Raw genomic sequence first — 23023 nt, forward strand, 5'->3', positions numbered from 1 at the left:
TGGATCATGAAAAAATCTGTATACCGTTACGGCTTGTTAGCCACTACTGCTCTACTATTTGCTGTGACTGGCTGTACCCAAAAAAACATAACGCCGACATGGCATTTGACCCCTGGTGCTCAGCACGGCTCTGTTGATACCGATGACTTGGTGTTCCCAGATCCAAACAAAGCGTGGCAAAAAGGCGGTAGTATCGTCAGTCAGGATGATGTTGCCAAAATCAAGGTGGGTACTACTAAAGATGAAATTTACCAGTTAATTGGCACCCCTCATTTTAGTGAAGGCTTTAATGCTCGCGAGTGGGATTATATTCTCAAATTCTACGATGCTGATGACAGAGTGGAGTCTTGTCAATATAAGATTATCTTTGACGACAGTTATGAAGGTCGTCTACGTGATGATGAATTTGTCGCTACTGAATTTTATTGGCAACCTGCCTCTTGTGCTAAGTATGGGCGTTAATTCGTTGATTCAATAAACGGTCTAAATTGACTAAAAAGCAAGGCAGCTACTGTCTTGCTTTTTTGTATGGAAGCGTAAAAAATTACGTTACAAAACGTATTCATCGCACCCTACCTTATGGTATTTCACCTTATATTCGGCTAAAATCATATATTAGCATTACCGAATATAAACAAATATACAAGTAGGAAGCTATGATAAATACGGGCGACACACTACTCTGTACAGCTGGCAATACCTTTTTTGCAACAGGCAATACCTATGTTGTAGGCGATTTTGTGAATGAAAAGTATTTTCAAGTGCTTACAGGATATAACGATGAGCATTGGTATGCGACACTAAATAATGAAAAAATATATGTGCACTTTGATTCTGCTACTGCTGTCTATGACGACGCTTGGTTTGATTGCATGAATAAAAAAAGAAGCGCTTAACGTACTGATGCATTCTTCGTTATATTTGCAGATGTTGCCATGCAAATACCAAAATAGCAGCAGCGATCAGCCAGCCTGCGATACCTAGTAGCAACGCCTTATAAAGCCCCATATGGCTAAAACTAAAAAACACAATCAGCGTATAAATAAGATGCGGTATCACACCTAGCATACTAAATATCAGTGCAACCTTAAAATCTGTAGCACTACGCTGAGTACTGACTAAAAAATGACTGATCAAAGTAAAAGTCGGAAAAAGTGGCGCAAGTGCAGCCAAATAAAAGAACCGACTTTGAGCGAACAGTTGAATCAATAATACTACCAACGCGCCAACAAGCATTTTTAGCCAGATCATAATGGGTTATCTCCTGTTGGACTCAAACTAGCTACGCTCTTATCGATTTTTAGCTATCATTAAACACTTAATGAATGTGCCTAGCTTATGAAAAATCATGAAGCTTAAGTCGTGAAACTTAAGTCACTTAAACACAGGTCATAAAGATATAGAAGCTAAAGTGACGGATTATATCATTAGAAAAAGCTAATAAATTATTCAAAAATCGATAACTTATAGAAAAAGTCTCTGTAATACTGTCTGAGTTTGGTGTTTAAGCTCTGCAATGGCTTCTTTATTTAAAGCATCTGCATGCGGTTGACCAAACTCCCCTCTTGCATCACCATGCGCGCCATCCTTAATATCATTATCAAAGTACTTGCCAGTATCATTAGCGAACTCATCTGAGATGGCAAGCTCGGTTAGGATATTTGCCCCTTTATCCGCCGATGACCAATATTGACCATAAGCTTCATCGACCATTTTGGTATTTAGTAGCGAGCCTGGATTGACAGCGATAACATTGATATCATATGCCGCGACTGTGGCAGCTAAATCCATACTCCACATCGTGAGCGCCAGCTTGCTTTGGGCATAGGCGTCTTTATCGGCGAGACGCTCTTGTCCTGCAAATGCTTTGTAAGATATCGGTGCTTGCGCCGCTGAGCTTAGATTAATGATGCGGGCTTCACTTGACTTCTTGAGTAGCGGTAATAAGGCGTTGGTTAACTCGTAAGGCGCCAAGTAATTGACCACAAAACGTATGTCCAACCCATCTTTGGTTGTTGCCGATGCGGTGGTATAAATCCCTGCGTTGTTGATGAGTACATCGAGCTTTGGTAGCTTTTCGCTGACTTCTGCTGCCATTTTACGTACCGCATTTAAATCTGAAAAATCAGCCACAAATCCATCAATGTCATCTACTGCTGCACCTTTCGCTACTGCTTTGACCTCTGCAATGACACTGTTAAGTTTGTCCGCATTTCTACCGTGCAAATACACTTGATGTCCCGCTTTTGCCAGTTTTAAAGCAGTCAATTTACCAATGCCATCAGTACTGCCAGTAATCAAAATAGTCTTAGTCATGAGCCGTCCTTATTATTTGAGTTGTTATTTACACTATTACTTAAGTTTTAAATGTGTTCTATTTTATCTGTCATAAAACAGCACATTGTAATGAAAATGTTGTGCTTCAAACAATTGCTCAATCAAACTTGAACGTTCGCTCAAAATGATTTATAGTGATTGTAGTTGAATGACTTGAAAACGCATTACCTATTAATTTGAGCAATCACTCAAATATAGTCAATTTAATATAAAAGCATTCATCACTAAACCATCAACAAATAACCATTAGCACCTACAATAAGGATTCTTATATGACTGACTTTACTCTACATGACAAACAAAGCGCCCCAGAGGATAGCAAAGCGTTGCTGAATAACTCTATCGATGCCTTTGGTATGATTCCAAATCTACATGCTGTCATGGCCGAAGCACCAGGGCTGTTAGAAGGCTACCAACGTTTGCATCAGCTGTTTTTAGACAGCAGCTTCGATGATGAAGAGACCACCGTTGTATGGCAAACCATCAACGTTGAGCACGATTGTCATTACTGCGTGCCAGCGCATACTGGCATTGCCAAAAGTATGAAGGTAGATGACGCTATCACCGAAGCATTACGTAATGAAACGCCACTACCGACTGATAAGTTGGAAGCACTACGTAACTTTACACTCTCTGTCGTCCGGGATCGTGGTAACGTTAACGACGACGCTGTACAAGCATTCTTAAATGCAGGTTTTACTAAGCGTCAAGTTTTGGAAGTCATCCTTGCTGCCGCGCAAAAAGTGATGAGCAACTACACCAATCATCTCGCTAACACGCCAATTGATAAGCCGTTCCAAAAGTTTGCATGGCAAAAGGCTGACTAACTACCTAAGCTAACACGCAGCAGTTTTGAAAGTTAACATTATAAACAATAGCTAACGAGAGGTCATATGGAACATTCAAAGCAGTTATCATCGGATCAGCCGTTGCGCATAGATATCGTATCGGACGTGGTTTGCCCTTGGTGCGTCGTCGGTTATCGACAGTTGGCAAAAGCGCTTGAGCAAACCGATACCGACTATGAGATACATTGGCATCCATTTGAGCTGAACCCTAATATGCCAAGCGCTGGTCAAAACTTGCGCGAGCATATCATGGAGAAGTATGGCTCAAGCAAAGCCGAGTCAGATGCGAGCCGCGTCCGAATGACTGAAGCTGGTAATGAGGTGGGCTTTACCTTTAATTTCGATGACGACACACGTATGCACAATACATTTGATTTGCATCAGCTACTGCACTGGGCAGATCAACAGGGCCGGATGCACGACTTAAAACAAGCCTTGTTTGCCGCGCACTTTACTCATGGTCGTAACATCTCTGATAAAGAAGTACTTGCTGATATTGCAGCGGAGATTGGGTTAGACCGTAGCGAGGCACTAGCAGTGTTAGAAGATCAACGTTTTGCCCAAGAGGTGCGAGAGACTGAGAAGCATTGGCAACAGCAAGGCATTCAGAGCGTACCAGCCATCATTTTTAATGAGCGTCATCTGGTTAGCGGTGCTCAAGGGGTTGAAAACTATACTCAAATTCTAAAGCAATTGGCTGACATGGCTGATTAAATTATATCGATTCTGTGGCGCTATCATCACGCAAGGCTTCTATTGATTGCGCCATATCTTCGGCAAGCTCATGTACAGCAGCACTATCTACATCGCGCTGTGCAAAGGCACGTAGCCCCATTATCTCCGCTTGTAAGCGCCGAGCCGGCCTCACAGGGTCAAGCTCACTATCAAGCTCCCCTATTCGCTGAGCTTCGGTAAAGCAGTCAATAAATCGCGCTTCCATACCAGCCAGCATGGCCTCAACCTTTTGTAAGGCTGATTGCTCACGAGCGCCAAGCTCCAATAGGCTTTTGACCAACATACAAGCGCGACTTGGCAGCCCCTTATCGAGAATGCCGCCAAGCTGTCGCAAGTAGGCAGCTAGCCCCATCAATGGCGAGCTATGGGTCTTCAAAGTATAATCAAGCTCAGCCAATGACAGACGAGCATAGTGCTCTAATACTTCTTGGAACAATCCATCCTTGCTACCAAAAGCGGCATAAATACTCCCCGGTCGCATGTCGAGTGCTTTTTCTAAATCTTTTAAAGACGTCGCATGAAATCCCTTTTGCCAAAAAAGCTGTAAAGCTCGCTCTAAAGAGTCTTGTCGGTTATAAAGCGTCGTACGAGACATATCTAATTCCAATATTCAGTCTGTGCCAAGCTGCAATCAGACGCAGCAAAGTTGTAAAACAATATTAATTTGAGTGATTGCTCAATTTTATCTTGAACAACCTCTCAAGTCTAGTTAAAGTTAGACGGTACTCATAGCTACTAAAAAGGAGTTTTTATGTCCAACAATCTATCACCCTCGATTATCGTCTTCGATGTCAATGAGACACTACTCGACATTACTACTCTTGAACCATTATTTGCGCGCCTGTTCGGTGACAAGCACATGCTAAGAGAATGGTTTGCCCAATTGGTGCTTTATTCGCAGACCATGACCCTATCAGGACTATATACGCCTTTTGGTGAGCTTGGCGTCGGTGCGCTTCAGATGACCGCCGATATCCATCACGTTACGCTGACAGATGATGATATCAATGAGTTAAAAGAGCGCATGAGCAAAATGCCTGCTCATCCTGATGCAATACCGGCATTAACCAAACTACGTGACGCAGGGTTTCGACTGATGACGCTGACCAACTCAGCCAGTAGCGCTTCTCCTACGCCACTTGAAAAAGCAGGATTGAGTGAGTTCTTTGAGCAATCTTTTAGTGTTGAGAAGGTTGGTAAGTTCAAGCCTGCACCTGAGACTTATCAAATGGTCGCTGACGAGCTGGCTGTTGAAATGTCAGATCTTTGCCTTGTCGCCTGTCATCTTTGGGATACGATCGGCGCGCAGGCTGTTGGCTGCCAAGGGGCATTTCTCACTCGGCCCTATAATGCCATGTTGCCTGCCTCCAATGTACCAACACCGGACTTTATGGCCTCAGATTTGGTTGCGCTTGCTGAGCAGATTATTCTTGATACTCAAGGCTAACCGTTATTTAACACTCTATAGTCAAAACATCCTAAAAAAGCTACGGTATTGCTGATATCGATTCTTTGTAGTCTTTGTCTGCGCAGGCACAGCAAGCAAGAAAAATCGATATCGGCAGTGCGTGATGTGTCGATATGACTTTTCATGCTATTTTTAATGCTAAAAAAATGCCGCTCCTATATAAGGGCGGCATTTTTGGTTTTTCTAACTTATAAAACTAGGGCGTGTTTTAAAAAGTATCTCTTAAAAATGAATAACGGTACGAATACTCTCACCTTTATGCATTAAGTCAAATGCTTCGTTGATGTCCTCTAATGGCATAGTGTGAGTGATAAAGTCATTTAATGGGATGTCACCTTGCATATAACGATCAACGTAGCCAGGCAATTCGGTGCGACCTTTGACACCGCCAAATGCGGAACCTTTCCAAACGCGACCAGTCACCAGCTGGAATGGACGGGTTGAAATCTCCTGTCCTGCACCTGCGACACCGATGATGACCGACTCGCCCCAGCCTTTGTGGCAGCACTCAAGCGCTGAGCGCATGACATCGACATTACCGATACATTCAAACGAATAGTCTACGCCGCCATCCGTCATCTCAACGATGACTTCCTGAATAGGCTTATCGTAGTCTTTAGAATTGATGCAATCGGTTGCGCCTAGTTTTTTGGCAAGCTCAAATTTATCTTCGTTAATATCAACGCCGATAATACGACTGGCTTTGGCCATTTTTGCACCAATAATAGCGGCAAGGCCAATACCACCAAGACCGAAAACAGCAACGGTAGAGCCTTCTTCGACTTTAGCGGTATTCATAACCGCGCCCATGCCAGTAGTCACGCCGCAGCCAAGCAAGCACACCTTTTCAAGCGGTGCATCAGCGTCAACTTTGGCCAATGAAATTTCTGGCAAAACGGTATACTCAGAGAACGTTGAGCAGCCCATGTAATGGTAAATTGGCTCACCATCTTTATAAAAGCGCGTGGTACCGTCTGGCATCAAGCCTTTGCCTTGAGTCTCACGTACCGCTGAACACAGATTGGTCTTACCTGAGCGGCACATTTTACAGACGCCGCACTCTGCGGTGTATAAAGGAATAACATGATCGCCAACTTGCACGCTGGTCACGCCTTCACCGACTTGCTCAACGATACCGCCACCTTCGTGACCCAAGATAGCTGGGAATACACCTTCTGGATCTTCACCAGATAAGGTAAAGGCGTCAGTGTGGCAGACGCCACTGGCGATGATTTTTACCAATACTTCGCCTTTTTTAGGCAGCATGACATCTACTTCTTCGATAGATAGTGGCTCATTTGCTGCCCAAGCGACAGCGGCTTTCGATTTAATAAATTTATCTGACATAGTATTCTCTCTTTTAATTGGTTTTATCGATTATTGAACACAGACCTACTCATCTTATAGTGCTGACTTAGTAGAGGCAAGTTACCGTTATTGTATTGGCGCATTGCTTTAGTCTGTCAAACGTTAATTTATACTGACCATTATAGTCTTTTCTAGAACGATAACAATGTGCTATATTTGCAAATATCTTTTACACAGTGGTAATAATCATGCGCTGGGATGGTATTAGCGAGTTCGTCTATGTGGCGGAGTACGAGAGCTTTACCCGCGCCGCAAAAGAGTTGGGCATATCAACCGCGCAGGTCAGTCGGCAGATAAGCGCTTTAGAGAAACGTCTCAGTATTAAACTGCTCTATCGTACGACGCGTAAGGTAACACTGACTGAAGAAGGCCGCGTGTTTTATCAGCACTGCCGCGGCGTGCTCGATGGCTTGGATGCCGCGGAACAAGCGGTAAGTAATCTGCAATCCAAACCGCAAGGTAGAATTAAGCTCACCGCTCCTGTCACTTATGGCGAGCAGCAATTATTGCCCCTGGTCAATGATTTCATGGTGCAGTATAGCGATATCGAAGTAACGGCATTTTTGAGTAATCAAAAAATCGATTTAGTAGATGGCGGCTATGATTTGGCAATTCGCATTGGCAAATTAAGCGATTCAACCATGATGGCAAAAAAACTTAGCCGTCGTACCAATTTCGTCTGTGCCGCACCCGCTTATCTCAAAAAATACGGCATACCGAATACGCTGTCCGATCTAAGCCAACATAACTGCTTACTTGGTACTCGTGATTATTGGCATTTTATCGACAATGATAAACACGCTGATAAAGAAGTGGATAAAGAAAAGAATATGCGAGTGTCTGGCACTGTGCAATATAACAGTGGTCATAGTCTAGTCGATGCTGCGTTAAAAGGTTTAGGTATTGTGCAGCTACCTGATTATTATGTGCAACAATACTTAGCGTCTGGCGAGCTGGTCAGCTTACTGGATAACTATAGAGAGCCCGAGGAAAGTATCTGGGCTGTTTATCCGCACAACCGTCATTTGTCGCCAAAGATTCGTCTACTGGTAGATTACCTTGTGGCGCGTTTGGCTCTGTAATTAGTTTTGTCTTTATAATTTTTTAAGAGATGTTGTAATGCGACCCTTTACTATGCGCAGTTTATTACGCACAATGTTATGGTTCACAATGAATATTCGATATTACCAACCATCACTCACTGAATAAACAGCCACAATAAAAAAAGGACTTTTTATGCTTAAAATTATCTCTGTTGTTGCCGTCGCGTTAGCGCTCTCCTCTTGCGCCAACGTTGACAATTTCTTAAATACGTCTGATGAGGTACAGTCGACGCCTGAAACGATGGCTGCTACCAATGCTGAGAAGGGTTTGGTGACGATGCAAAGTTCGCACTCTGTACAAGATACCGCTGATAAGCTAGCATCGATTATCGAGAGTAAAGGTATGAAAGTATTTGCGCGCGTTGATCATCAAAAAAATGCGCAAGGCGCTGATTTAACCTTAAGACCGACGCAAGTGATTATGTTCGGTAATCCAAAAGCGGGTACGCCATTGATGAATTGCGAGCAAAGCGTCGCTATCGATCTACCGCAAAAAATCCTCATCAGTGAAGACGCTGATAAAAAAGTATGGCTGTCGTACAATAATCCTGAGTATCTAAAAGAGCGTCATAATATCAAAGGTTGTGATACCCAGCTTGCTAATATTGCAAAAGCCCTTGAGGGCGTTAGTAAAGCAGCTATTGCAAAGTAACTATTAATAAACATTGATAATAAACATTGAAAACGGTCATATTTAGAGTAATAAAAAAGGTGGAATGCAAAAGCATGGTCCACCTTTTTTGTCTCTCTACCAGATTCACTTATTAGCAATTCTCAGATCGCGCTATTTGCTCATGCAGCTCCACTTTTAATTTCTTAGCGCACTCGATAATTTTTCTTCTATTAGCAGGTATAGCACCATACTTAATCGCTGTCTCTCGCATCTGTACTGTTACATCATAGTGTGGATAGCTGGCATTACGATGAAATAGGCGCGCATCCACCTCAATCAATTCGGCAAACTCATGCAGCTCTTGCAGGGTATCTGCCAACATATGGCACCATTTATAGCCTTTAAATTCTATTTGCATAAAATCCACGTATATTGCCATTAATATGTACCTTTGAAATTTAAAAAATAAGCTGCTTTTAGGATGATGAAAAACCAATTTAACTTTGCGTTTTGCTTATGATCCTACTCTTAAAATCGGCTTAATGGTAATGCCATTTGCCGAATCTTCAAACGCTTGGTTAATGTTCTCAAAATCGTAAAATTTAACCAGCTTATCAAATGGGAATTGACCCGCTTTAAAGTAAGCAATCAGCTGCGGGATAAATACGCGCGGAATAGAATCACCTTCGATGACACCAATCATGCTCTTGCCTTCAGCCATCAAATCATTATGGACATCAATATTCATCTCTGGTGTAATACCGACAATTGCCACTGTACCTAAAGAGCGTAAGGCATTTAATGATTGCTTGACTACTGTAGGGACGCCTGTGGTCTCTACCGCATAGTGACTGCCACCATCCGTTATCTTTTTGACTTCTGTGACGACATCGACGTTTTCACCATTTAGAGTATGGGTCGCGCCAAGCTCTTTTGCCAGCTCAAGACGACTATCATGCATATCAACAGCGATGATATGCTGACAGCCAACAATCTTGGCTGCCATTACTGCACTGAGACCAACGGCGCCAGCGCCATAAATCACGATGCTAGAACCAAACTCTGGCTTTAGGCGATTTAACACTGTTCCTGCACCAGTTTGAATACCACATCCTAATGGTCCAAGTAGCGCTAAATCGACCTCTGAATCGACTTTTACAGCGTTTCTAGACTTGGCTATCGCATAAGTGGCAAATGAAGATTGTCCAAAAAAAGTCGCCAGCGTCTCACCATCTTGCGCAAGCCTATGGGTGCCATCGTCCATGGCACCGCCAAAGTTCAGCTCATTAAAAGTGTCGCAAACGGTTGGATGACCCGTCAGGCAATGCCCGCAATTACCGCAGTGCGCAAACGATAACACCACAGGATCACCGACTTGCAAATCAGTTACCCCGGCACCGACAGCATCCACTATCCCAGACCCTTCATGACCCAGTACGATAGGAAATGGCGCGATGCCCATATCGCGCGCGACCACATCGGTATGACAGACGCCTGTCGCAATGACTTTTACTCGTATCTCATCAATTTCAGGCATGGCAAGCTGTACAGTCTCTAATTCAAAAGCTGTGTCTTGGTTGTGAGTGACTGCTGCTTTAATATCCATTATATCCACCTTGTTCACTAGCAAAATTAAATGTCGTTTATAAAAGGCTATCTCGCTGTCTTAGCGCACTAAAATTACTGGCGACACTGTGCTAGCGATAATCTCGGTGGTGGTACTACCCAAAAACAGGCGCTGCAATTTAGAATGACCGTAAGCACCGACTACAATAATATCGACATCATTATCTATCTGAAACGATAATAATCCATCAACCGCATCAAGCTCAGGTAAATGATGTGCCTCTACCTCAAAGCCCGCTGACGTTAGATGTTCCACAGCATCAGCAAGGCTCTTTTTGGCGGCTTCTTTATCATTACCTACCATCACGATATAACCTTTTAATCCTCGCAATAGCTCACTCTTTGCCACCATATGTGTGGCTTTGATGGCCGTTTTACTACCATCAAATGCGACCATGTAGGACTTAGGCGCTTCAAATTCTTCTGAGCAAATTAAAACAGGTATACTCGATGCTCGTGCAACGGTTTCGATTTGGCTGCCGATATTGATGCGACTGTTCTTATGATCTTCACCGCGACGCCCCATAACGATGGCACGGTTTTCTTCTTTAAAGTGTTCGATAGCCGGCAATAGCTTACCGCGGCGTTGATAAATATGGACGTCCACTTCCTTAAAGCTGCTTTGCAAATAGCTCTTTGCATCTTGTGTCAATGCATTAGTATAACTATTGACAACCTTGGCTCTTTTTTCATCCAATTCTGTTAACTCTTCTAGCAAAAACTCGCGACTATTGATTCCTATCGCTCCTGATAAGTCGCGTCTGGTCGACGCTGGAACATCGCTGACATGGAGCAGCCCAACCGGCAACCCTAACCTGCTGGCATACCATGCTGCATAATCACAAACCGACTTAGTAACCGCTGAGCCATCAATACAGGCTAAAATGTGCTGTTCTGTTTTCATGATTCATCCTTAATTTTAACGATGGCTGCCACTTTTTTGTGCAGCTCGACTGGTCGATCTACGCCTGTGATTATGACTATGCAGCAACTTAAAAACCTAGAAATCGAAAACTTAGGCGATGATCATACTATTTAGCATATCACCTCTCACAGTGGATAACCGTTTCAAGATGTACTTTTACGATTGATACAGATTAACGCTGGTTCAGCTTATTTATGATTGCAATGAGCGCCACCATTATCATTCCTATAATAATAAGAACGCCTGACATCATGTGCGCCGCTTCATAATTGAGCGCCTCAACTTGTTCATATATGGCGATCGATACCACTTTGGTCTCACCTGCGATGCTACCCCCTATCATCAGTACCACGCCAAACTCACCAATGGTATGAGCAAAACTGATAAGACTACCCAAAATGATACCAACTTTTGCTTGTGGTAACGCCACTCTCATAAAGCGCTTAAGACGGCTTGGCTCTAATAACCCTGCCATATCCATCACGCTTTTGGGAATACGTAAAAACTGAGCATAGACAGGCTGAATATAGAACGGTAGGGAGTAAATAATAGAGCCGATGACCAGACCTTCAAAGGTAAAGATTAAGGGGCTAATGTTATGTTCACTAAGCCATTTGCCAATACCCGTGCTAGGGCTTAGCAATAATAATAAGTAAAACCCAATAACAGTAGGTGGCAGTACCAGTGGCATAGCAATGACGCCCATCAGTACCACTTTGACACGTGCTACCAATTGTCCACGGCTTGGTTTGGCAAGCCAATAAGCCACAGGCGTGGCAAAGAGTAATAAACATAAAGTGGTAATAGTAGCCAGCTTAAGGCTGACTAAGAATGGACTGAGCATGTCGGACATAAAGGATGGGTCTATCATAACGCCGTTGCTCATCATATTAGTAAAGGTGTATTCTATCCCACCAATCGTTATTGAGCGGTTAAATATCCTGCTTGTAAAAAGTGCTGTTGCCCTGCTGTTGATAGCAGATAATCACTAAAGTCTGTCGCCATAGCAGAGTCACCAATGACGATACCATCTTGTAAAATAGCAGGGTAAGACGCTGGTGCTAAAGTAATAAATTGCTCAGGTTTGGCGTTGATAGCAGTGAGTTGTGATTGCGCCACAAAGCCATAATCGACATTGCCCGTATACACGTATTGAAAGGCCTGACCGATATTTTCTGCTTGTATTAAGCGTTTTTGCTGCTCTAAAGTGTTATATATCTTTTGCGCCTGCAGATAGGATTTTGCCGATGCGCCATAAGGGGCAAGCTTAGGATTAGCGATAGTGATTTTGGCCGTAGTATCGCTCATCAGGCGCTCGATCAGCGCTGTAGGGCTGCGCTCAGCCAAAGGTTTGGTCACGCTATATAATGCCAGTTGGCCTTGCGCATAAGTAAAAGGCTCATGAAACGTTACGCCTTGCGCGCTTGTATCAGCAAGCTTGGCAGGAAATTCTTGATTGGCCGATAAAAATATATCATAAGGCGCGCCTGCTATAATCTGCGCGTATAATTTGCCAGAGGACGCATAAGTGACATCTATGTCATGGATAGTTTGTGCAGGCAGATTATTGTCTTTTTTATAGCCCGCTATAATCTTAGGCAGTACGTCAGACAAATTGGCAGCGGCAGCGATACGTAGCGTTTGAGCTTGCTCAGTGTCAGCAGCAGATGCTTCACTAACCGCACTCTCTTGCATACAGGCATTAAGCATCAATAATGCCCCAACTAAAGCCGCTATCTTAACCATCATTACTTGACCATTATCAGTTAGCTATCATTACTTGACCATTGCTACTTAAACATTGCTACTTAAACATTATTACCTAACCATTATTACTTAACCATTTAGAAGAGTCATCTTCATAATACTCTTGCTTCCACACAGGGATATCTGCCTTAATGGTGTCAAGTATCCAGCGGCAAGCGTCAAACGCCGGATAACGATGAGCAGAAACCACTCCAACCCATACTGCTACATCACCAATCTCTAATGCGCCAATACGATGGATAGCAATAGCATGGGTAATTTCAAAACGCTGTTTGGCCTCTTCGATAATGGCACGGCCTTGATTGATTGCCAAATCTTCATAACCATAATATGTGAGACGATCCACACTGGTGGCATTGTTATGATTGCGCACGCGACCTTCAAAACAGACAAAGGCACCGCAGCTATCATCATCAAGGGTGCTTTTAAGCCGGTCTTCATCTATGGCGATATCTAATAAGGCAAAGCCATCGCGTTCAGCAATTGTGTATACTTCATCAACGCTGCGTTTGATGGTCATTGAATGGCTATGGACGTTGTCTGTCATCTTTTCTCTCTACTTAATTTTTTTAGCTATATAGCCGCTAACAAATACTTATTTAACCACCAGCAACTGGGGTGATAAACACCACGCTATCGCCATCATGGATTTGTTCTGTCCATTTAGCGAAGTAATCATTGACAGCGACCCGCAGCTCAGCTTGCGGACGACTAAATCCGTGCTTTTGACGCAGCTGATCGTATAGCTCGCTCAATGAGGTTGACTGCGCCACGCTGACGGTCTCTTGCTGGCGTCCAGCTTCATCGGCAATGCTAGCAAAGTATAAAACATTGATATCCATAGCGGTATCAACGTTGGTTGCTGTTTTAGTTTCTGGCTCAACGATTTTTGGTTCGATAGTGTTCATCACACTCTCCATTCTTTACAAGCTACTTGGCTTTGTGTTCAATGCCTTACTGTCTTAAAAAAACTGTTTTAAAAGAAGTCTTATAACCCTAAGCATGACTATAATCTGATTTGCCACCCGTCTTTTTTAGCAAATGTACGTTATCGATAACGATATCATGCGATAGTGCTTTGGTCATATCATAGATGGTCAAGCAAGCAATACTTACCGCCGTCAAGGCTTCCATCTCGACACCCGTTTTATGCGTGACTTTAACAGTACCGCTGACGGTTATGCTATTGCAGGTATCATCGTACTCAAAGGTTAAACCAATCTTATCTAATGGCAGCGGATGACACAGCGGAATCAGATCGTGGGTGCGCTTGGCCGCCATGATGCCTGCAATATGCGCGGTCTGGGTGATGCTACCTTTTTTGGTCATACCATCAGCGGCTTTGATCTGCTCATAAATCTCACTCGGAAATCGCACTTGTCCCGCTGCATTGGCCTCTCGTGTTGTGGCAGTTTTACCACTGACATCGACCATAGTAATATCACCATCGCTGTCTAAATGCGATAAAGTGGATTGGGTAGCAGTAGCTTGGTTTTTTGCTTGACTGTTGCTGTTCATTTATCCATTCTCTTGCGTTTTTATAAATCACATAATGATGTGCAGGCACGCTCAAAATCTGCTGGCGTATTAAAGTTGGTCAAATGCTGCCAGTTACTTGTTAACGGCACAGCGTGCGTCATAGGCTGAATAAAAGCCATCACTCGCCGCGCGCCATTATCAATATAAGCCCTTAAATCAGGCTCAATACTCAACTGATAAAGCCCTAATAATGGATACAAATGGCTATTATCGGTTAAGCAAATCACCTTTTTATCAGCTTCTTGATTTTTGTTTATTTGAGTCGCTACAGACTGCAACTTTTGCCATAACTCTGTAGCAGGTATCAAACTATCACAGCTAATCACCAACAGCCATGATGACTGGTTTTCCGTTAAAGCATCTGATGGCTGAGTCTTTATCACAGTTTGCAGAGCCGACTCGATAGCGACCAATGCCCCGCCTGTAACAATCTGACCGTCACTCTTCTGCTTTTTACTATTGATAGCACCATAATCAGCAATATGAATAATTGGAGATTGTGGCTCATTGTCACTTAAAGCTGAATCAAGGTTAAAGCCGCGCCCATTATCAGCAATCATAATAGGCAGCTTTTTATGATTGCCAGTATGAGCTTGAGCTAAATCCAGCGCATGCCGTACATGGTAATCAAGCAGACGCTCACCTGTCGGCAGAACGAGTTCAGCTTTGGGCGTGCCCATCCGTTTAGAGGCACCGCCTGCTAAAATAACAATACCAGCCAAACTGTCTAAGCAGTTAAAACCATTTGAACCATATATAGTATTTATCATAGCCACACTTTGCTTGTTATCACCTCAGTCGTGACTTGGGTTTTGTGCCATAAAATGCGGTACAAAATTGCACGGCCGCGTACGGCTATCAAACTGCTCTTTGAGAATATTCTCCCAGCCCGTACGGCATGCGCCCGATGAGCCTGGCAAACAAAATATACCCGTACCGTTTGCCATGCCTGCAACCGCGCGTGACTGTACCGTTGACATACCAATCTCGTCTTTTGAGATCAGACGAAACATCTCACCAAAGCCGTCAATAGATTTATCGAACAATACCTTTACTGCCTCTGGCATACTGTCTCTAATAAAAAACCCTGTGCCGCCAGTGGTAATGACCGCGTGGACGTTTGGATCAGCAATCCAGCCACTAATCACCGCTCGTATCTGATAGATATCATCGGTAATCAGCTTGCGATCTGCCAGATGATGACCGGCGTCGGTTAAGCTATCTGCTAAATACTGGCCTGACGTATCCTCTGCGAGTGTACGACTGTCAGAAACGGTCAATACGGCAATATTAAGTGGGATAAACTTGGTAGCAGGTTTGCTCATAGGGATTCCTCAAAAATACAGTTTTTATGATTTAAATATAGGTTTTATGATTAGAGTACAGTCATGCTAACCACCAATAATCGATAAGTTGTGCATAATGCCGCTATTAGACTCATGCAAATGATGGTGTTCAGGTTTGATCGGCATAAAGCTATGTAGAGTCTCGACCAAACCTTGCACATCCCCTGTTTGCAGATGCTGACGAATATCGTAGTTGCCTTGATCAAATAAGCACAAATGTACCTTACCTTGGCTACTGACTCTGAGACGGTTACACGTATCACAAAAATGCGCGGCATAAGGGGCAATCATACCGATGCGACCAACATAGTCTGGATGACTATATTCCACCGCTGGACCATCACTACTACCGCGTACGTGTGGCTGCCAGCCATGCTCAGTCAGATAATCGATGATGGTATCGGAATGGGCATGCTGGGCAAAAAACAGATCACTATTATCACTGGTTTGCATAAATTCAATAAAGCGATACGTGACGGGCCTGTCTTTGACATAGTCGATGGCGTCCATCAAGTTTTCAAACGCGGTCTCTGCCATCAAAACACTGTTTATCTTTAGCTTAATATCAGTCGTTTGTAGCAAGGTATCCATATCAGTAAGCAGCTGCGGTAAGGTATTAAAGCCAGTCATCTTATAAAAGGTGTCGGCATCAAAGCTGTCCATGCTGATATTTAACTGATTCAGGCCAGCTGCTTGCCACTTGGCCAGATGTTTACCGAGCTTATAACCATTACTGGTCATAGCGACGGTTTCGATACCTGGTGTCTGTTTGATGGTTTGGATAATCTCAACAACATCACGGCGAATGGAGGGTTCACCGCCTGTGATTCTCACCTTTTTGGTGCCGACTTGCGCAAACCCTCGAATCAGTGTTGCAATCTCAGGGACGCTCAGCTCGTCATCAGGACGCTTGCCTTGATAACCGTTCGGTAGGCAGTATTCACAGCGAAAATTACAAAAGTCAGTAATAGACAGACGCAGATAAGTCAGGCGACGAGAAAACCCATCCGTTAAAGGCTGATGGTCAATAGTGGTACTAGCAACAGGCGCAGCTACAGATGACGCTCTATAACTATCAAATATAGTATGTGCGGGGGTGGGCGAATATATTTGGGCGCTGTCTATCTGAGCATTGCCTATTTTAGTGCTGTCATCATTCATAATTTACTGCCGTCAGTATTGCCAGTTATCAGCATTACTTTTTTATTCAAGGTTATCAACCTATTGTAGCGTTTATTTTGCGTTTTCTTGTAGTCATCTTATAGTAAATTGGCAAGCGCTTAATCAATGATGCAGCCAAGGGAAAGGTTGCACGGTTACTGTGCTATGCGCTGCCACATTATCGCTGTCCTTATCTAGTACGATAAAGCAATTGGCATGGCTAAGCTGCTTGACTCTATGTGATTGCTGGCTTGCGAAGCACTCAACTTGATAATTACCTACCTCGTTTTGCGATAAAACTCCGCGCTGAAAGTCTTTGCGACCCACCGATTTTCTAATGTCGTTCATCAGTGTCGCCTTGACGTTTAATTGCATAGGCTGCTCTGACAAACCCGCACCTGACATTTGCCATAGTGCTGGTATCACAAACTGCAGCGCTCCGACGACCGTAGATAATGGATTGCCAGGTAAGCCAAAATATAATACAGGTTTATCAAGGTCTTTATTTAATTCGCCAAACACAAAGGGCTTGCCAGGCTTCATCGCCACCTTATAATGGTTAATTTGCCCTAACTGCTCAATGACGGTGGTTAGAAAATCATAATCTCCCACCGACACGCCAGCGGTTGAGATCAGCACATCGCAGTCTTGCATGGCTTCGTTGACAACCGCAGTCGTCTTGTCTAAATCATCAGCAATGATGCCGTAGTCGCGAATCGTAATCGGTAAGTCTGCGAGCAAGCTTTTGAGGGTTGGGGTATTAGAATTATATATTTGTGCAAGGCTTGTCAGCTCATCACCTACAACGACAAGCTCGTCGCCGGTTGCCAGCAGCCCAACGATAAGCGGCTCAAAGACGCTTACTTCACCGACCCCTAAGTTTGCCAGCAAGCTAATATCAGCAGGATTAATGCGTTTGCCTGTTTTTAGTACCGCTTCACCTGACTCAATCTCTTCACCTTGGCGGCGAATATTGCTATCGATCTCAGCAGTTTGCGATAGCGTAATAGCATAAGGCTTTGATTTATCAAGCGTGTCTTTTATTTCTGCAAAATTGGTATTCTCTTGCATGATAACCGTATCACAGTCACTTGGCACGACTGCCCCAGTAAAAATGCGTACGCCCTGTCCCGCTACAAGCTGACCTGTATAAGCGCTGCCCGCCTGCGATTCGCCTACTATCTTGACAGTACTGTCTTTTGATAGCGCACTGCCTTGCGCAATTGCATAGCCGTCCATCGCTGATAGGTCTTGTCTTGGTATATCAAAAGGTGAACTTATATCTTGCGCCAATATTTGATTTTGGCTATCTAGTAGCTTGCAAGTATCAATGACTCTTTGTTGACGCGTAAAGTCGGTATTATTGTAATTATCTACGCGCAGCTTTATCGCTGACTGCAATTCTTCCATAGTAATCATAAAGGTCTACTCTTTTTATTCACGTTATTTGTAAGATGAAAGGATTGCGACGTAAGAACCCTCTTAACTTAACCATCAATCCATCTTTGTGCTCTAGCATGAGCAAGTTGGCTTGGCGTGTCAATATCATAACTGAGCTGATGATTATTTACGCTACTTATTTGGTGAGACGCCAGCCCTCTGATTAAGTGCCGTAGTCCCTTATCCCCTGTCAGCAAGGCTTGCCATTGTGTCAGTAGCTCATAATCAATTTTTAGAGGCAGGCCAACGATATCCTTGCTAAGAGGATCACAAGTGGTTATTTTATTGGTGGTTGTCTCATGAAACGCAGTTTTCTCGCTCAAGTCCTGCTCGTCGCTCCAATTGTCCAAACCACTATATCTACTAGCAACCACATCTTGTGCGCCTGTCAGCAACGCGATTAGATGTGACTTATCAAGTAATACTTGATCAATGCCCATGATTAATACGCGACTGACTAAAAGACCATCGCAGTCAATATCATTGCGTAATGCCTCGATACCCAAATACAAACTGTGCGCCATACCAGTTTTGGGAGCTGTATTCATAACCGTATGAATGGCGGCATACTGCGCTGCCAGCTTAGCAACCACATCCTCTATCGATGAGTTATTACTAGGAATAACCACGACAATAGCTTGCGGCTGAGTCGCTAGTGCTAGTTTAATCATGTAGCCGATCAATGGCTCACCATTTTTATGAAGTAGCTGCTTTGCTTGACCAAGGCGCTGACTGAGACCACTTGCCAAAACAATAATGGTATGATTTTGCGTCGTCATGCGTGGCTCATCATAGTTATATCACTATTGGCCAAATCTACACACTGAGCTGATGGCGTTTGTCCATGCATGACTGCATTGATCTGTGCCATGATACTAAGTGCTAAGGCTTCGGGTCCATCGCCGCCTAGCTTATAGCCGATTGGATAGTGCAGTTTATTAATCCCTGCATTTAAAACGCTAGGATCAGCTTTGGTCGCGCTAATCTCATTAATTAAACGCTCGGTACGATAGCGTGGCCCCAATTGGCCAAGGTACTTATAATGATGAGCATGCTCTAGTAGGGTTGCAAGGCGAATACGGTCTTGCGACAAACTATGTGACATAAGCGCCACTGCCGCATTTTCGCTGAGCGCCAGTAGCTTGTCTGTCGCATCAAGTGGCAACTGCATCACTCTATCTGCTTGAAAAAAGCGCAAGCGAGTCGCGTACCCTGGACGACTATCTACAACGGTGACGTGCCAATCTTGCAGCTTTGCCATGGTGACCAGCGCTAACACATCGTCACCTGCCCCGCAAATCAGCAGACGTATCTGCGGCTGTATGTTTTGTACGAGCCACTCGGTTGCTAAGTTAGCGTTGTCGTGATCGTTATCGTTATCATCATCTTTTACAACGATATACTTGGCATTTTTATCGATAAGTGCATGTTGTGCTAATTTTTTAACCGTATCCACAATCGTACTTGAGGTGTTAGCGCCAGCTTGATTTGACTCGTTATTGATACCGCTGTTATCAGTGCCAATAGTCGTGATTTGTCCCGACTCGGTATAATTATCCAAATCAAGACGCATACCGATTTTAAGTTTAGAGCTTGAATCCTGATGATTAGCAAAACGAATGAGGGTTGCAATTTTTTTTGGCTGCTGAGTTGCACGCACTTGCCGAACGATATCTAATAAAGCCGTAGCCGACGTTAGTCGCTCAAACAATATGTGTACGCGTCCATTACAACCTAGACCAAAATTTAATTCATCCATTTCATGATATAAATCATCATGTGGATCGTCGCTCACATCGTTTTGCGTCAGCTCAATGTCAGGTTTAGCCCTGCCATCCTCAGTATAACCAATATCGTCGCCGGTTTGGTAAGCTTGCACGCATGCGCCGTGACGAGTGAGCCAAAACGCGCGCTTGATAATATGCGGCTCAAGGCAGCCGCCACTGATCATCCCCACTGAACGCCCATCTTCAAGGATGAGCATCATCGCGCCAGCCCGGCGATATGCTGAGCCTTCAGTACGGACGACCGTTGCCAGTACCGCGTCAATGGCCTGCTTTTGAGCGTCGCTTGCTAGTTTGAGAATATCAGCGATTTGATTCATAACGCCTCTTTTTTATAACTTATATAGAATACTTACTAAATTGAAAAATACACATATCCAAGATAATCAGGGTATAAAAACCCGCTACTTAAGCGGGTTTCTTTAATAAAGTAATTTCTATTAAAAACGGTACTCGTATTTAAGATTACTCTGGCATCTCAGCAAGCAGCTTATCAAGCGTAATTGGAAAATCATAAACGCGCACACCGACCGCATTATAGATAGCATTGGCAATGGCTGCTGCTGATCCTGAAATAGAGGTCTCCCCAATCCCCTTAATATGCATAGGATTGGTATAGGGATCGTCTTCTTCTAACAAAATCACCTCCAACTGCGGCACATCTGCGTTGACTGGCACATGGTACTCGGCAAGGTCATGATTACATAAGCGACCATCGCGCTTGTCATGGATCACCTCCTCCATCAAAGCAGAACCTATACCAAATATCATACCGCCGTAGCACTGTGAGGTAGCCAGTTTATGGTTGAGAATACGGCCCGCTGCATACACGCCAGTCATACGTTTGACGCGAATTTCACCAGTGACCTTATGTACCGCGACTTCAGCGAAGTTGGCCCCAAATGAGGCTTGGCGAAGGTTTTTGCCATTTTTACCTGGTTTTATCTGGCCTTTGGCGCTGATTTCTTGCTCATCATATTCTGCAATGACATCAGCCAGCGCATAAGACTGAGCATCGCTAAAGTCATATTGCTCGGTTGCTGTTTTCAGATTTGATGCCGATTCTGGCAGCGGTATACCCGTTTTCTCTGACGCGATATCCATCAAACCTACGGCTTTATCCATTAAGCCTGAGACTTTATTAGCCAATTTTTCATCAACCAGCTCTGTGACTTTTTCTTTACCCGTATCAATGGCTACTTCTACTTTACTAGGCTCGTGCTCACCTGATTTTTTGATTTGACCGTTATCTATACGAATCGTATCGGCATGTAGACCTACTTTTTTGGCTAACATGGCGCGTAGCTGCTCACAAGCCAAATAAATCCCACTACCAGCACTGGCCGCGCCAAAACTACCGCCAGAACCTGATGCTGGCGGTAAATCACTGTCGCCAAGTTTCATCTCGATATGATCGATAGGCAGTCCTAACAAATCAGCTGCGACCTGAGTAAATACGGTATAAGAGCCAGTGCCGATATCTGTCATATCCGTTTCGATAATGGCTTTGACGCCAAGTTCTTTTGAGTCATCGACTTGTAGTATCGCCCGCGCTTCAGAAGGTTGTAACGTGTTGCCACGAGAAGTGCCAGACATACCGGTACCTATCCACCAGTCGCCTTCTAGTCGGCTGGCAGGTTTGGGATTATGCTCATCCCAACCAAATGCTTCAGCGCCTTTTTCCATACAGGCGACCAGCTGACGTGTGGAGAACGGAATCTCTTTGCTAGGGTCTTCTTCAGGTTCGTTCCGGCGGCGCAGCTCAATAGGATCCATCTCAAGCTTGTTCGCCAGCTCATCCATCGCACACTCAACAGCAATCATACCCACCGCTTCACCAGGAGCACGCATAGAGCCTGATAATACGTGATTCATATCCACCATCTGATAGCTGACGCGGCGATTCTCTCCGCGGTACAAAAAGTGAGTGGATAATGCTGTTGGTTCAAAGAACGCCTCGCCTGGCAAATTGCTGGTCGTGGTATCGTGAATAAAGGTATTAATAATACCCTCTTCATTACAACCAATAGCAATACGCTGACGGGTGTTTGAGCGTCTTACCGTCGCCTCCATCACTTGCGGGCGCGTCATAGTAATCAGTACCGGACGACCGACTTCTTTAGAAGCAATAGCGGCAGCAATAGATTCTGGCGCAATACCAAGCTTACTGCCAAAACCGCCGCCCACATAGTAAGAGATCAGCTCGACTTGATCTTTCTTCAAATCTAATGCGTCCATTACTTGCTGCTTACAAGAGGCGATCATCTGGTTTGAAGTATATAAGACCAGCTTGTCATCTTCCCAATGTGCCAAAGTAACGTGCGGTTCCATCGGTGAGTTGCTCTGACTTGGGGTATGGTACACACTATCGAGGGTTACCGCCGAATCAGCAAGGCCTTGCTCTGGATCGCCGTGCTTAGCATTCTTATCCGAGCCTTTTTTCTCATTTACCTCGTGGGCGTTAGGCAGCTCTTTAGTAAAATCCAAAGCCGCTTGATCGGTTTCGTCTTTATAAGTGACTTTAAGGGCCTTGGCGCCTTCGGTCGCCGCTTCAAAAGTTTCAGCGACAACGACTGCGATAGGCTGACCGTGATAAAAGATTTCACTTACGCCTTGCGCCGGTGCTTCAGTGTCACCACCTTGCGCGGAGTTACGCAAAAAGTGCTTAAGGTCAGTAACGACTTTAATAATACCTGGTATATGGGCAATCGAGTCGCTATCGATTTTTTCAACTTTTCCTTTGGCGATGGTCGAGCTAACCAAGACACCATAAACTTTACTATCGACGTCGATCTCAGCTGAATAATGCGCTTGACCACTTACCTTTAATGAGCCTTCGACGCGATTAATGGGTTTGCCCACCAAATTACTAGCCGTTTTGTCAAACAACGTCTCAACTGGCTGATCCATCTTCTCTTTGTTGGTGGGCTCTACCGGTAATACTGAATCTAATAATGACATAA

At 44.2% G+C, this 23023-nt stretch carries 26 protein-coding genes; 7 read left to right on the forward strand and 19 right to left on the reverse strand.

Annotation, left to right across the window (positions count from 1 at the left end; genetic code table 11):
• Positions 1-6 precede the first annotated feature (6 nt).
• Both Q0890_RS02690 and Q0890_RS02695 read left to right on the forward strand, forming a co-directional pair.
• On the forward strand, positions 7-462 hold the full coding sequence (locus tag Q0890_RS02690; RefSeq protein ID WP_299217270.1) for an outer membrane protein assembly factor BamE: 456 nt from the start codon (positions 7-9) through the stop codon (positions 460-462).
• A 194-nt stretch (positions 463-656) separates the two neighbouring features.
• Positions 657-896 carry a hypothetical protein gene (locus Q0890_RS02695; protein WP_299217273.1) on the forward strand — a complete coding sequence of 80 codons (240 nt, stop codon included), beginning with the start codon at positions 657-659 and terminating at the stop codon, positions 894-896.
• A gap of 19 nt (positions 897-915) precedes the next feature.
• Here the strand turns inward: Q0890_RS02695 and Q0890_RS02700 are convergent, their stop codons facing one another.
• Positions 916-1251, reverse strand: a complete 336-nt coding sequence (locus tag Q0890_RS02700) for a GlpM family protein (protein ID WP_058369897.1) — start codon at positions 1249-1251, stop codon at positions 916-918.
• A 213-nt stretch (positions 1252-1464) separates the two neighbouring features.
• Positions 1465-2316 (reverse strand): SDR family NAD(P)-dependent oxidoreductase, encoded by an 852-nt coding sequence (locus Q0890_RS02705; RefSeq protein WP_299217280.1) that lies wholly within the window; start codon positions 2314-2316, stop codon positions 1465-1467.
• Between the two features lie 293 nt (positions 2317-2609).
• On the opposite strand from Q0890_RS02705, the gene Q0890_RS02710 reads away from it, so the two are divergent.
• Positions 2610-3164 (forward strand): carboxymuconolactone decarboxylase family protein, encoded by a 555-nt coding sequence (locus tag Q0890_RS02710; protein WP_299217283.1) that lies wholly within the window; start codon positions 2610-2612, stop codon positions 3162-3164.
• Between the two features lie 66 nt (positions 3165-3230).
• Complete coding sequence (locus tag Q0890_RS02715; protein ID WP_299217286.1) at positions 3231-3899, forward strand: DsbA family oxidoreductase; 669 nt, start codon at positions 3231-3233, stop codon at positions 3897-3899.
• A gap of 1 nt (position 3900) precedes the next feature.
• Here the strand turns inward: Q0890_RS02715 and Q0890_RS02720 are convergent, their stop codons facing one another.
• Complete coding sequence (locus Q0890_RS02720) at positions 3901-4515, reverse strand: TetR/AcrR family transcriptional regulator (protein ID WP_299217288.1); 615 nt, start codon at positions 4513-4515, stop codon at positions 3901-3903.
• A 156-nt stretch (positions 4516-4671) separates the two neighbouring features.
• On the opposite strand from Q0890_RS02720, the gene Q0890_RS02725 reads away from it, so the two are divergent.
• Entirely contained in the window at positions 4672-5367 is a 696-nt protein-coding gene (locus Q0890_RS02725; RefSeq protein WP_299217291.1) for a haloacid dehalogenase type II, read from the forward strand.
• A gap of 243 nt (positions 5368-5610) precedes the next feature.
• On the opposite strand, the gene Q0890_RS02730 is transcribed toward Q0890_RS02725, so the two are convergent.
• Positions 5611-6735, reverse strand: a complete 1125-nt coding sequence (locus Q0890_RS02730) for an S-(hydroxymethyl)glutathione dehydrogenase/class III alcohol dehydrogenase (protein ID WP_299217294.1) — start codon at positions 6733-6735, stop codon at positions 5611-5613.
• A 209-nt stretch (positions 6736-6944) separates the two neighbouring features.
• On the opposite strand from Q0890_RS02730, the gene Q0890_RS02735 reads away from it, so the two are divergent.
• The gene (locus tag Q0890_RS02735; protein WP_299217297.1) at positions 6945-7838 is read left to right on the forward strand and encodes a LysR family transcriptional regulator; all 894 of its coding nucleotides are present in this window, start codon (positions 6945-6947) and stop codon (positions 7836-7838) included.
• A 154-nt stretch (positions 7839-7992) separates the two neighbouring features.
• Positions 7993-8511 (forward strand): DUF302 domain-containing protein, encoded by a 519-nt coding sequence (locus Q0890_RS02740; protein WP_299217300.1) that lies wholly within the window; start codon positions 7993-7995, stop codon positions 8509-8511.
• 112 nt (positions 8512-8623) lie between these two features.
• Here Q0890_RS02740 and Q0890_RS02745 read toward each other — a convergent pair whose 3' ends face one another.
• The 15 genes from Q0890_RS02745 to Q0890_RS02815 form a co-directional block, all read right to left on the reverse strand.
• Entirely contained in the window at positions 8624-8911 is a 288-nt protein-coding gene (locus tag Q0890_RS02745) for a DUF4031 domain-containing protein (protein WP_299217303.1), read from the reverse strand.
• 75 nt (positions 8912-8986) lie between these two features.
• Positions 8987-10078, reverse strand: a complete 1092-nt coding sequence (locus tag Q0890_RS02750) for an NAD(P)-dependent alcohol dehydrogenase (protein ID WP_299217308.1) — start codon at positions 10076-10078, stop codon at positions 8987-8989.
• A gap of 60 nt (positions 10079-10138) precedes the next feature.
• Positions 10139-11002, reverse strand: a complete 864-nt coding sequence (locus Q0890_RS02755; protein ID WP_299217312.1) for a universal stress protein — start codon at positions 11000-11002, stop codon at positions 10139-10141.
• 193 nt (positions 11003-11195) lie between these two features.
• Positions 11196-11894 (reverse strand): molybdate ABC transporter permease subunit, encoded by a 699-nt coding sequence (modB, locus tag Q0890_RS02760; protein ID WP_299217315.1) that lies wholly within the window; start codon positions 11892-11894, stop codon positions 11196-11198.
• Positions 11895-11944: 50 nt separating this feature from the next.
• Positions 11945-12772 carry a molybdate ABC transporter substrate-binding protein gene (gene modA / locus Q0890_RS02765; RefSeq protein WP_299217318.1) on the reverse strand — a complete coding sequence of 276 codons (828 nt, stop codon included), beginning with the start codon at positions 12770-12772 and terminating at the stop codon, positions 11945-11947.
• A gap of 73 nt (positions 12773-12845) precedes the next feature.
• Positions 12846-13337, reverse strand: coding sequence for a molybdenum cofactor biosynthesis protein MoaE (locus tag Q0890_RS02770; protein ID WP_299217321.1), 492 nt, complete (start codon positions 13335-13337; stop codon positions 12846-12848).
• A 52-nt stretch (positions 13338-13389) separates the two neighbouring features.
• On the reverse strand, positions 13390-13698 hold the full coding sequence (locus Q0890_RS02775; RefSeq protein WP_345832135.1) for a MoaD/ThiS family protein: 309 nt from the start codon (positions 13696-13698) through the stop codon (positions 13390-13392).
• A gap of 88 nt (positions 13699-13786) precedes the next feature.
• On the reverse strand, positions 13787-14308 hold the full coding sequence (moaC, locus tag Q0890_RS02780) for a cyclic pyranopterin monophosphate synthase MoaC (RefSeq protein WP_299217324.1): 522 nt from the start codon (positions 14306-14308) through the stop codon (positions 13787-13789).
• A 20-nt stretch (positions 14309-14328) separates the two neighbouring features.
• Positions 14329-15099, reverse strand: coding sequence for an NTP transferase domain-containing protein (locus Q0890_RS02785; protein WP_299217327.1), 771 nt, complete (start codon positions 15097-15099; stop codon positions 14329-14331).
• Positions 15100-15123: 24 nt separating this feature from the next.
• Positions 15124-15654: a molybdenum cofactor biosynthesis protein B gene (gene moaB, locus Q0890_RS02790; protein WP_299217330.1), complete on the reverse strand. Its 531-nt coding sequence runs from the start codon at positions 15652-15654 to the stop codon at positions 15124-15126.
• Between the two features lie 66 nt (positions 15655-15720).
• Positions 15721-16836, reverse strand: a complete 1116-nt coding sequence (gene moaA / locus Q0890_RS02795; protein ID WP_299217333.1) for a GTP 3',8-cyclase MoaA — start codon at positions 16834-16836, stop codon at positions 15721-15723.
• A gap of 123 nt (positions 16837-16959) precedes the next feature.
• The gene (gene glp / locus Q0890_RS02800) at positions 16960-18255 is read right to left on the reverse strand and encodes a gephyrin-like molybdotransferase Glp (protein WP_299217335.1); all 1296 of its coding nucleotides are present in this window, start codon (positions 18253-18255) and stop codon (positions 16960-16962) included.
• Between the two features lie 68 nt (positions 18256-18323).
• The gene (locus Q0890_RS02805; RefSeq protein ID WP_299217338.1) at positions 18324-19055 is read right to left on the reverse strand and encodes an NTP transferase domain-containing protein; all 732 of its coding nucleotides are present in this window, start codon (positions 19053-19055) and stop codon (positions 18324-18326) included.
• Positions 19052-20380, reverse strand: coding sequence for an XdhC family protein (locus tag Q0890_RS02810; RefSeq protein WP_299217341.1), 1329 nt, complete (start codon positions 20378-20380; stop codon positions 19052-19054). The genes Q0890_RS02805 and Q0890_RS02810 overlap by 4 nt, the downstream gene beginning before the upstream one ends.
• Positions 20381-20525: 145 nt before the next feature.
• A complete protein-coding gene (locus Q0890_RS02815; protein WP_299217344.1) occupies positions 20526-23021 on the reverse strand; it encodes a xanthine dehydrogenase family protein molybdopterin-binding subunit in 2496 nt (831 codons plus the stop codon).
• Positions 23022-23023 lie beyond the last annotated feature (2 nt).

It is taken from the genome of uncultured Psychrobacter sp. (assembly GCF_947488565.1).
Lineage (GTDB): Bacteria > Pseudomonadota > Gammaproteobacteria > Pseudomonadales > Moraxellaceae > Psychrobacter > Psychrobacter saeujeotis.

Bases quoted from the DNA above. Each gene is read 5' to 3' on its own strand.
- Q0890_RS02690 (WP_299217270.1), top strand. From the start codon at position 7: ATGAAAAAATCTGTATACCGTTACGGCTTGTTAGCCACTACTGCTCTA.
- Q0890_RS02695 (WP_299217273.1), top strand. From the start codon at position 657: ATGATAAATACGGGCGACACACTACTCTGTACAGCTGGCAATACCTTT.
- Q0890_RS02700 (WP_058369897.1), bottom strand. From the start codon at position 1,251: ATGATCTGGCTAAAAATGCTTGTTGGCGCGTTGGTAGTATTATTGATT.
- Q0890_RS02705 (WP_299217280.1), bottom strand. From the start codon at position 2,316: ATGACTAAGACTATTTTGATTACTGGCAGTACTGATGGCATTGGTAAA.
- Q0890_RS02710 (WP_299217283.1), top strand. From the start codon at position 2,610: ATGACTGACTTTACTCTACATGACAAACAAAGCGCCCCAGAGGATAGC.
- Q0890_RS02715 (WP_299217286.1), top strand. From the start codon at position 3,231: ATGGAACATTCAAAGCAGTTATCATCGGATCAGCCGTTGCGCATAGAT.
- Q0890_RS02720 (WP_299217288.1), bottom strand. From the start codon at position 4,515: ATGTCTCGTACGACGCTTTATAACCGACAAGACTCTTTAGAGCGAGCT.
- Q0890_RS02725 (WP_299217291.1), top strand. From the start codon at position 4,672: ATGTCCAACAATCTATCACCCTCGATTATCGTCTTCGATGTCAATGAG.
- Q0890_RS02730 (WP_299217294.1), bottom strand. From the start codon at position 6,735: ATGTCAGATAAATTTATTAAATCGAAAGCCGCTGTCGCTTGGGCAGCA.
- Q0890_RS02735 (WP_299217297.1), top strand. From the start codon at position 6,945: ATGCGCTGGGATGGTATTAGCGAGTTCGTCTATGTGGCGGAGTACGAG.
- Q0890_RS02740 (WP_299217300.1), top strand. From the start codon at position 7,993: ATGCTTAAAATTATCTCTGTTGTTGCCGTCGCGTTAGCGCTCTCCTCT.
- Q0890_RS02745 (WP_299217303.1), bottom strand. From the start codon at position 8,911: ATGGCAATATACGTGGATTTTATGCAAATAGAATTTAAAGGCTATAAA.
- Q0890_RS02750 (WP_299217308.1), bottom strand. From the start codon at position 10,078: ATGGATATTAAAGCAGCAGTCACTCACAACCAAGACACAGCTTTTGAA.
- Q0890_RS02755 (WP_299217312.1), bottom strand. From the start codon at position 11,002: ATGAAAACAGAACAGCACATTTTAGCCTGTATTGATGGCTCAGCGGTT.
- modB (WP_299217315.1), bottom strand. From the start codon at position 11,894: ATGATAGACCCATCCTTTATGTCCGACATGCTCAGTCCATTCTTAGTC.
- modA (WP_299217318.1), bottom strand. From the start codon at position 12,772: ATGATGGTTAAGATAGCGGCTTTAGTTGGGGCATTATTGATGCTTAAT.
- Q0890_RS02770 (WP_299217321.1), bottom strand. From the start codon at position 13,337: ATGACAGACAACGTCCATAGCCATTCAATGACCATCAAACGCAGCGTT.
- Q0890_RS02775 (WP_345832135.1), bottom strand. From the start codon at position 13,698: ATGAACACTATCGAACCAAAAATCGTTGAGCCAGAAACTAAAACAGCA.
- moaC (WP_299217324.1), bottom strand. From the start codon at position 14,308: ATGAACAGCAACAGTCAAGCAAAAAACCAAGCTACTGCTACCCAATCC.
- Q0890_RS02785 (WP_299217327.1), bottom strand. From the start codon at position 15,099: ATGATAAATACTATATATGGTTCAAATGGTTTTAACTGCTTAGACAGT.
- moaB (WP_299217330.1), bottom strand. From the start codon at position 15,654: ATGAGCAAACCTGCTACCAAGTTTATCCCACTTAATATTGCCGTATTG.
- moaA (WP_299217333.1), bottom strand. From the start codon at position 16,836: ATGAATGATGACAGCACTAAAATAGGCAATGCTCAGATAGACAGCGCC.
- glp (WP_299217335.1), bottom strand. From the start codon at position 18,255: ATGATTACTATGGAAGAATTGCAGTCAGCGATAAAGCTGCGCGTAGAT.
- Q0890_RS02805 (WP_299217338.1), bottom strand. From the start codon at position 19,055: ATGACGACGCAAAATCATACCATTATTGTTTTGGCAAGTGGTCTCAGT.
- Q0890_RS02810 (WP_299217341.1), bottom strand. From the start codon at position 20,380: ATGAATCAAATCGCTGATATTCTCAAACTAGCAAGCGACGCTCAAAAG.
- Q0890_RS02815 (WP_299217344.1), bottom strand. From the start codon at position 23,021: ATGTCATTATTAGATTCAGTATTACCGGTAGAGCCCACCAACAAAGAG.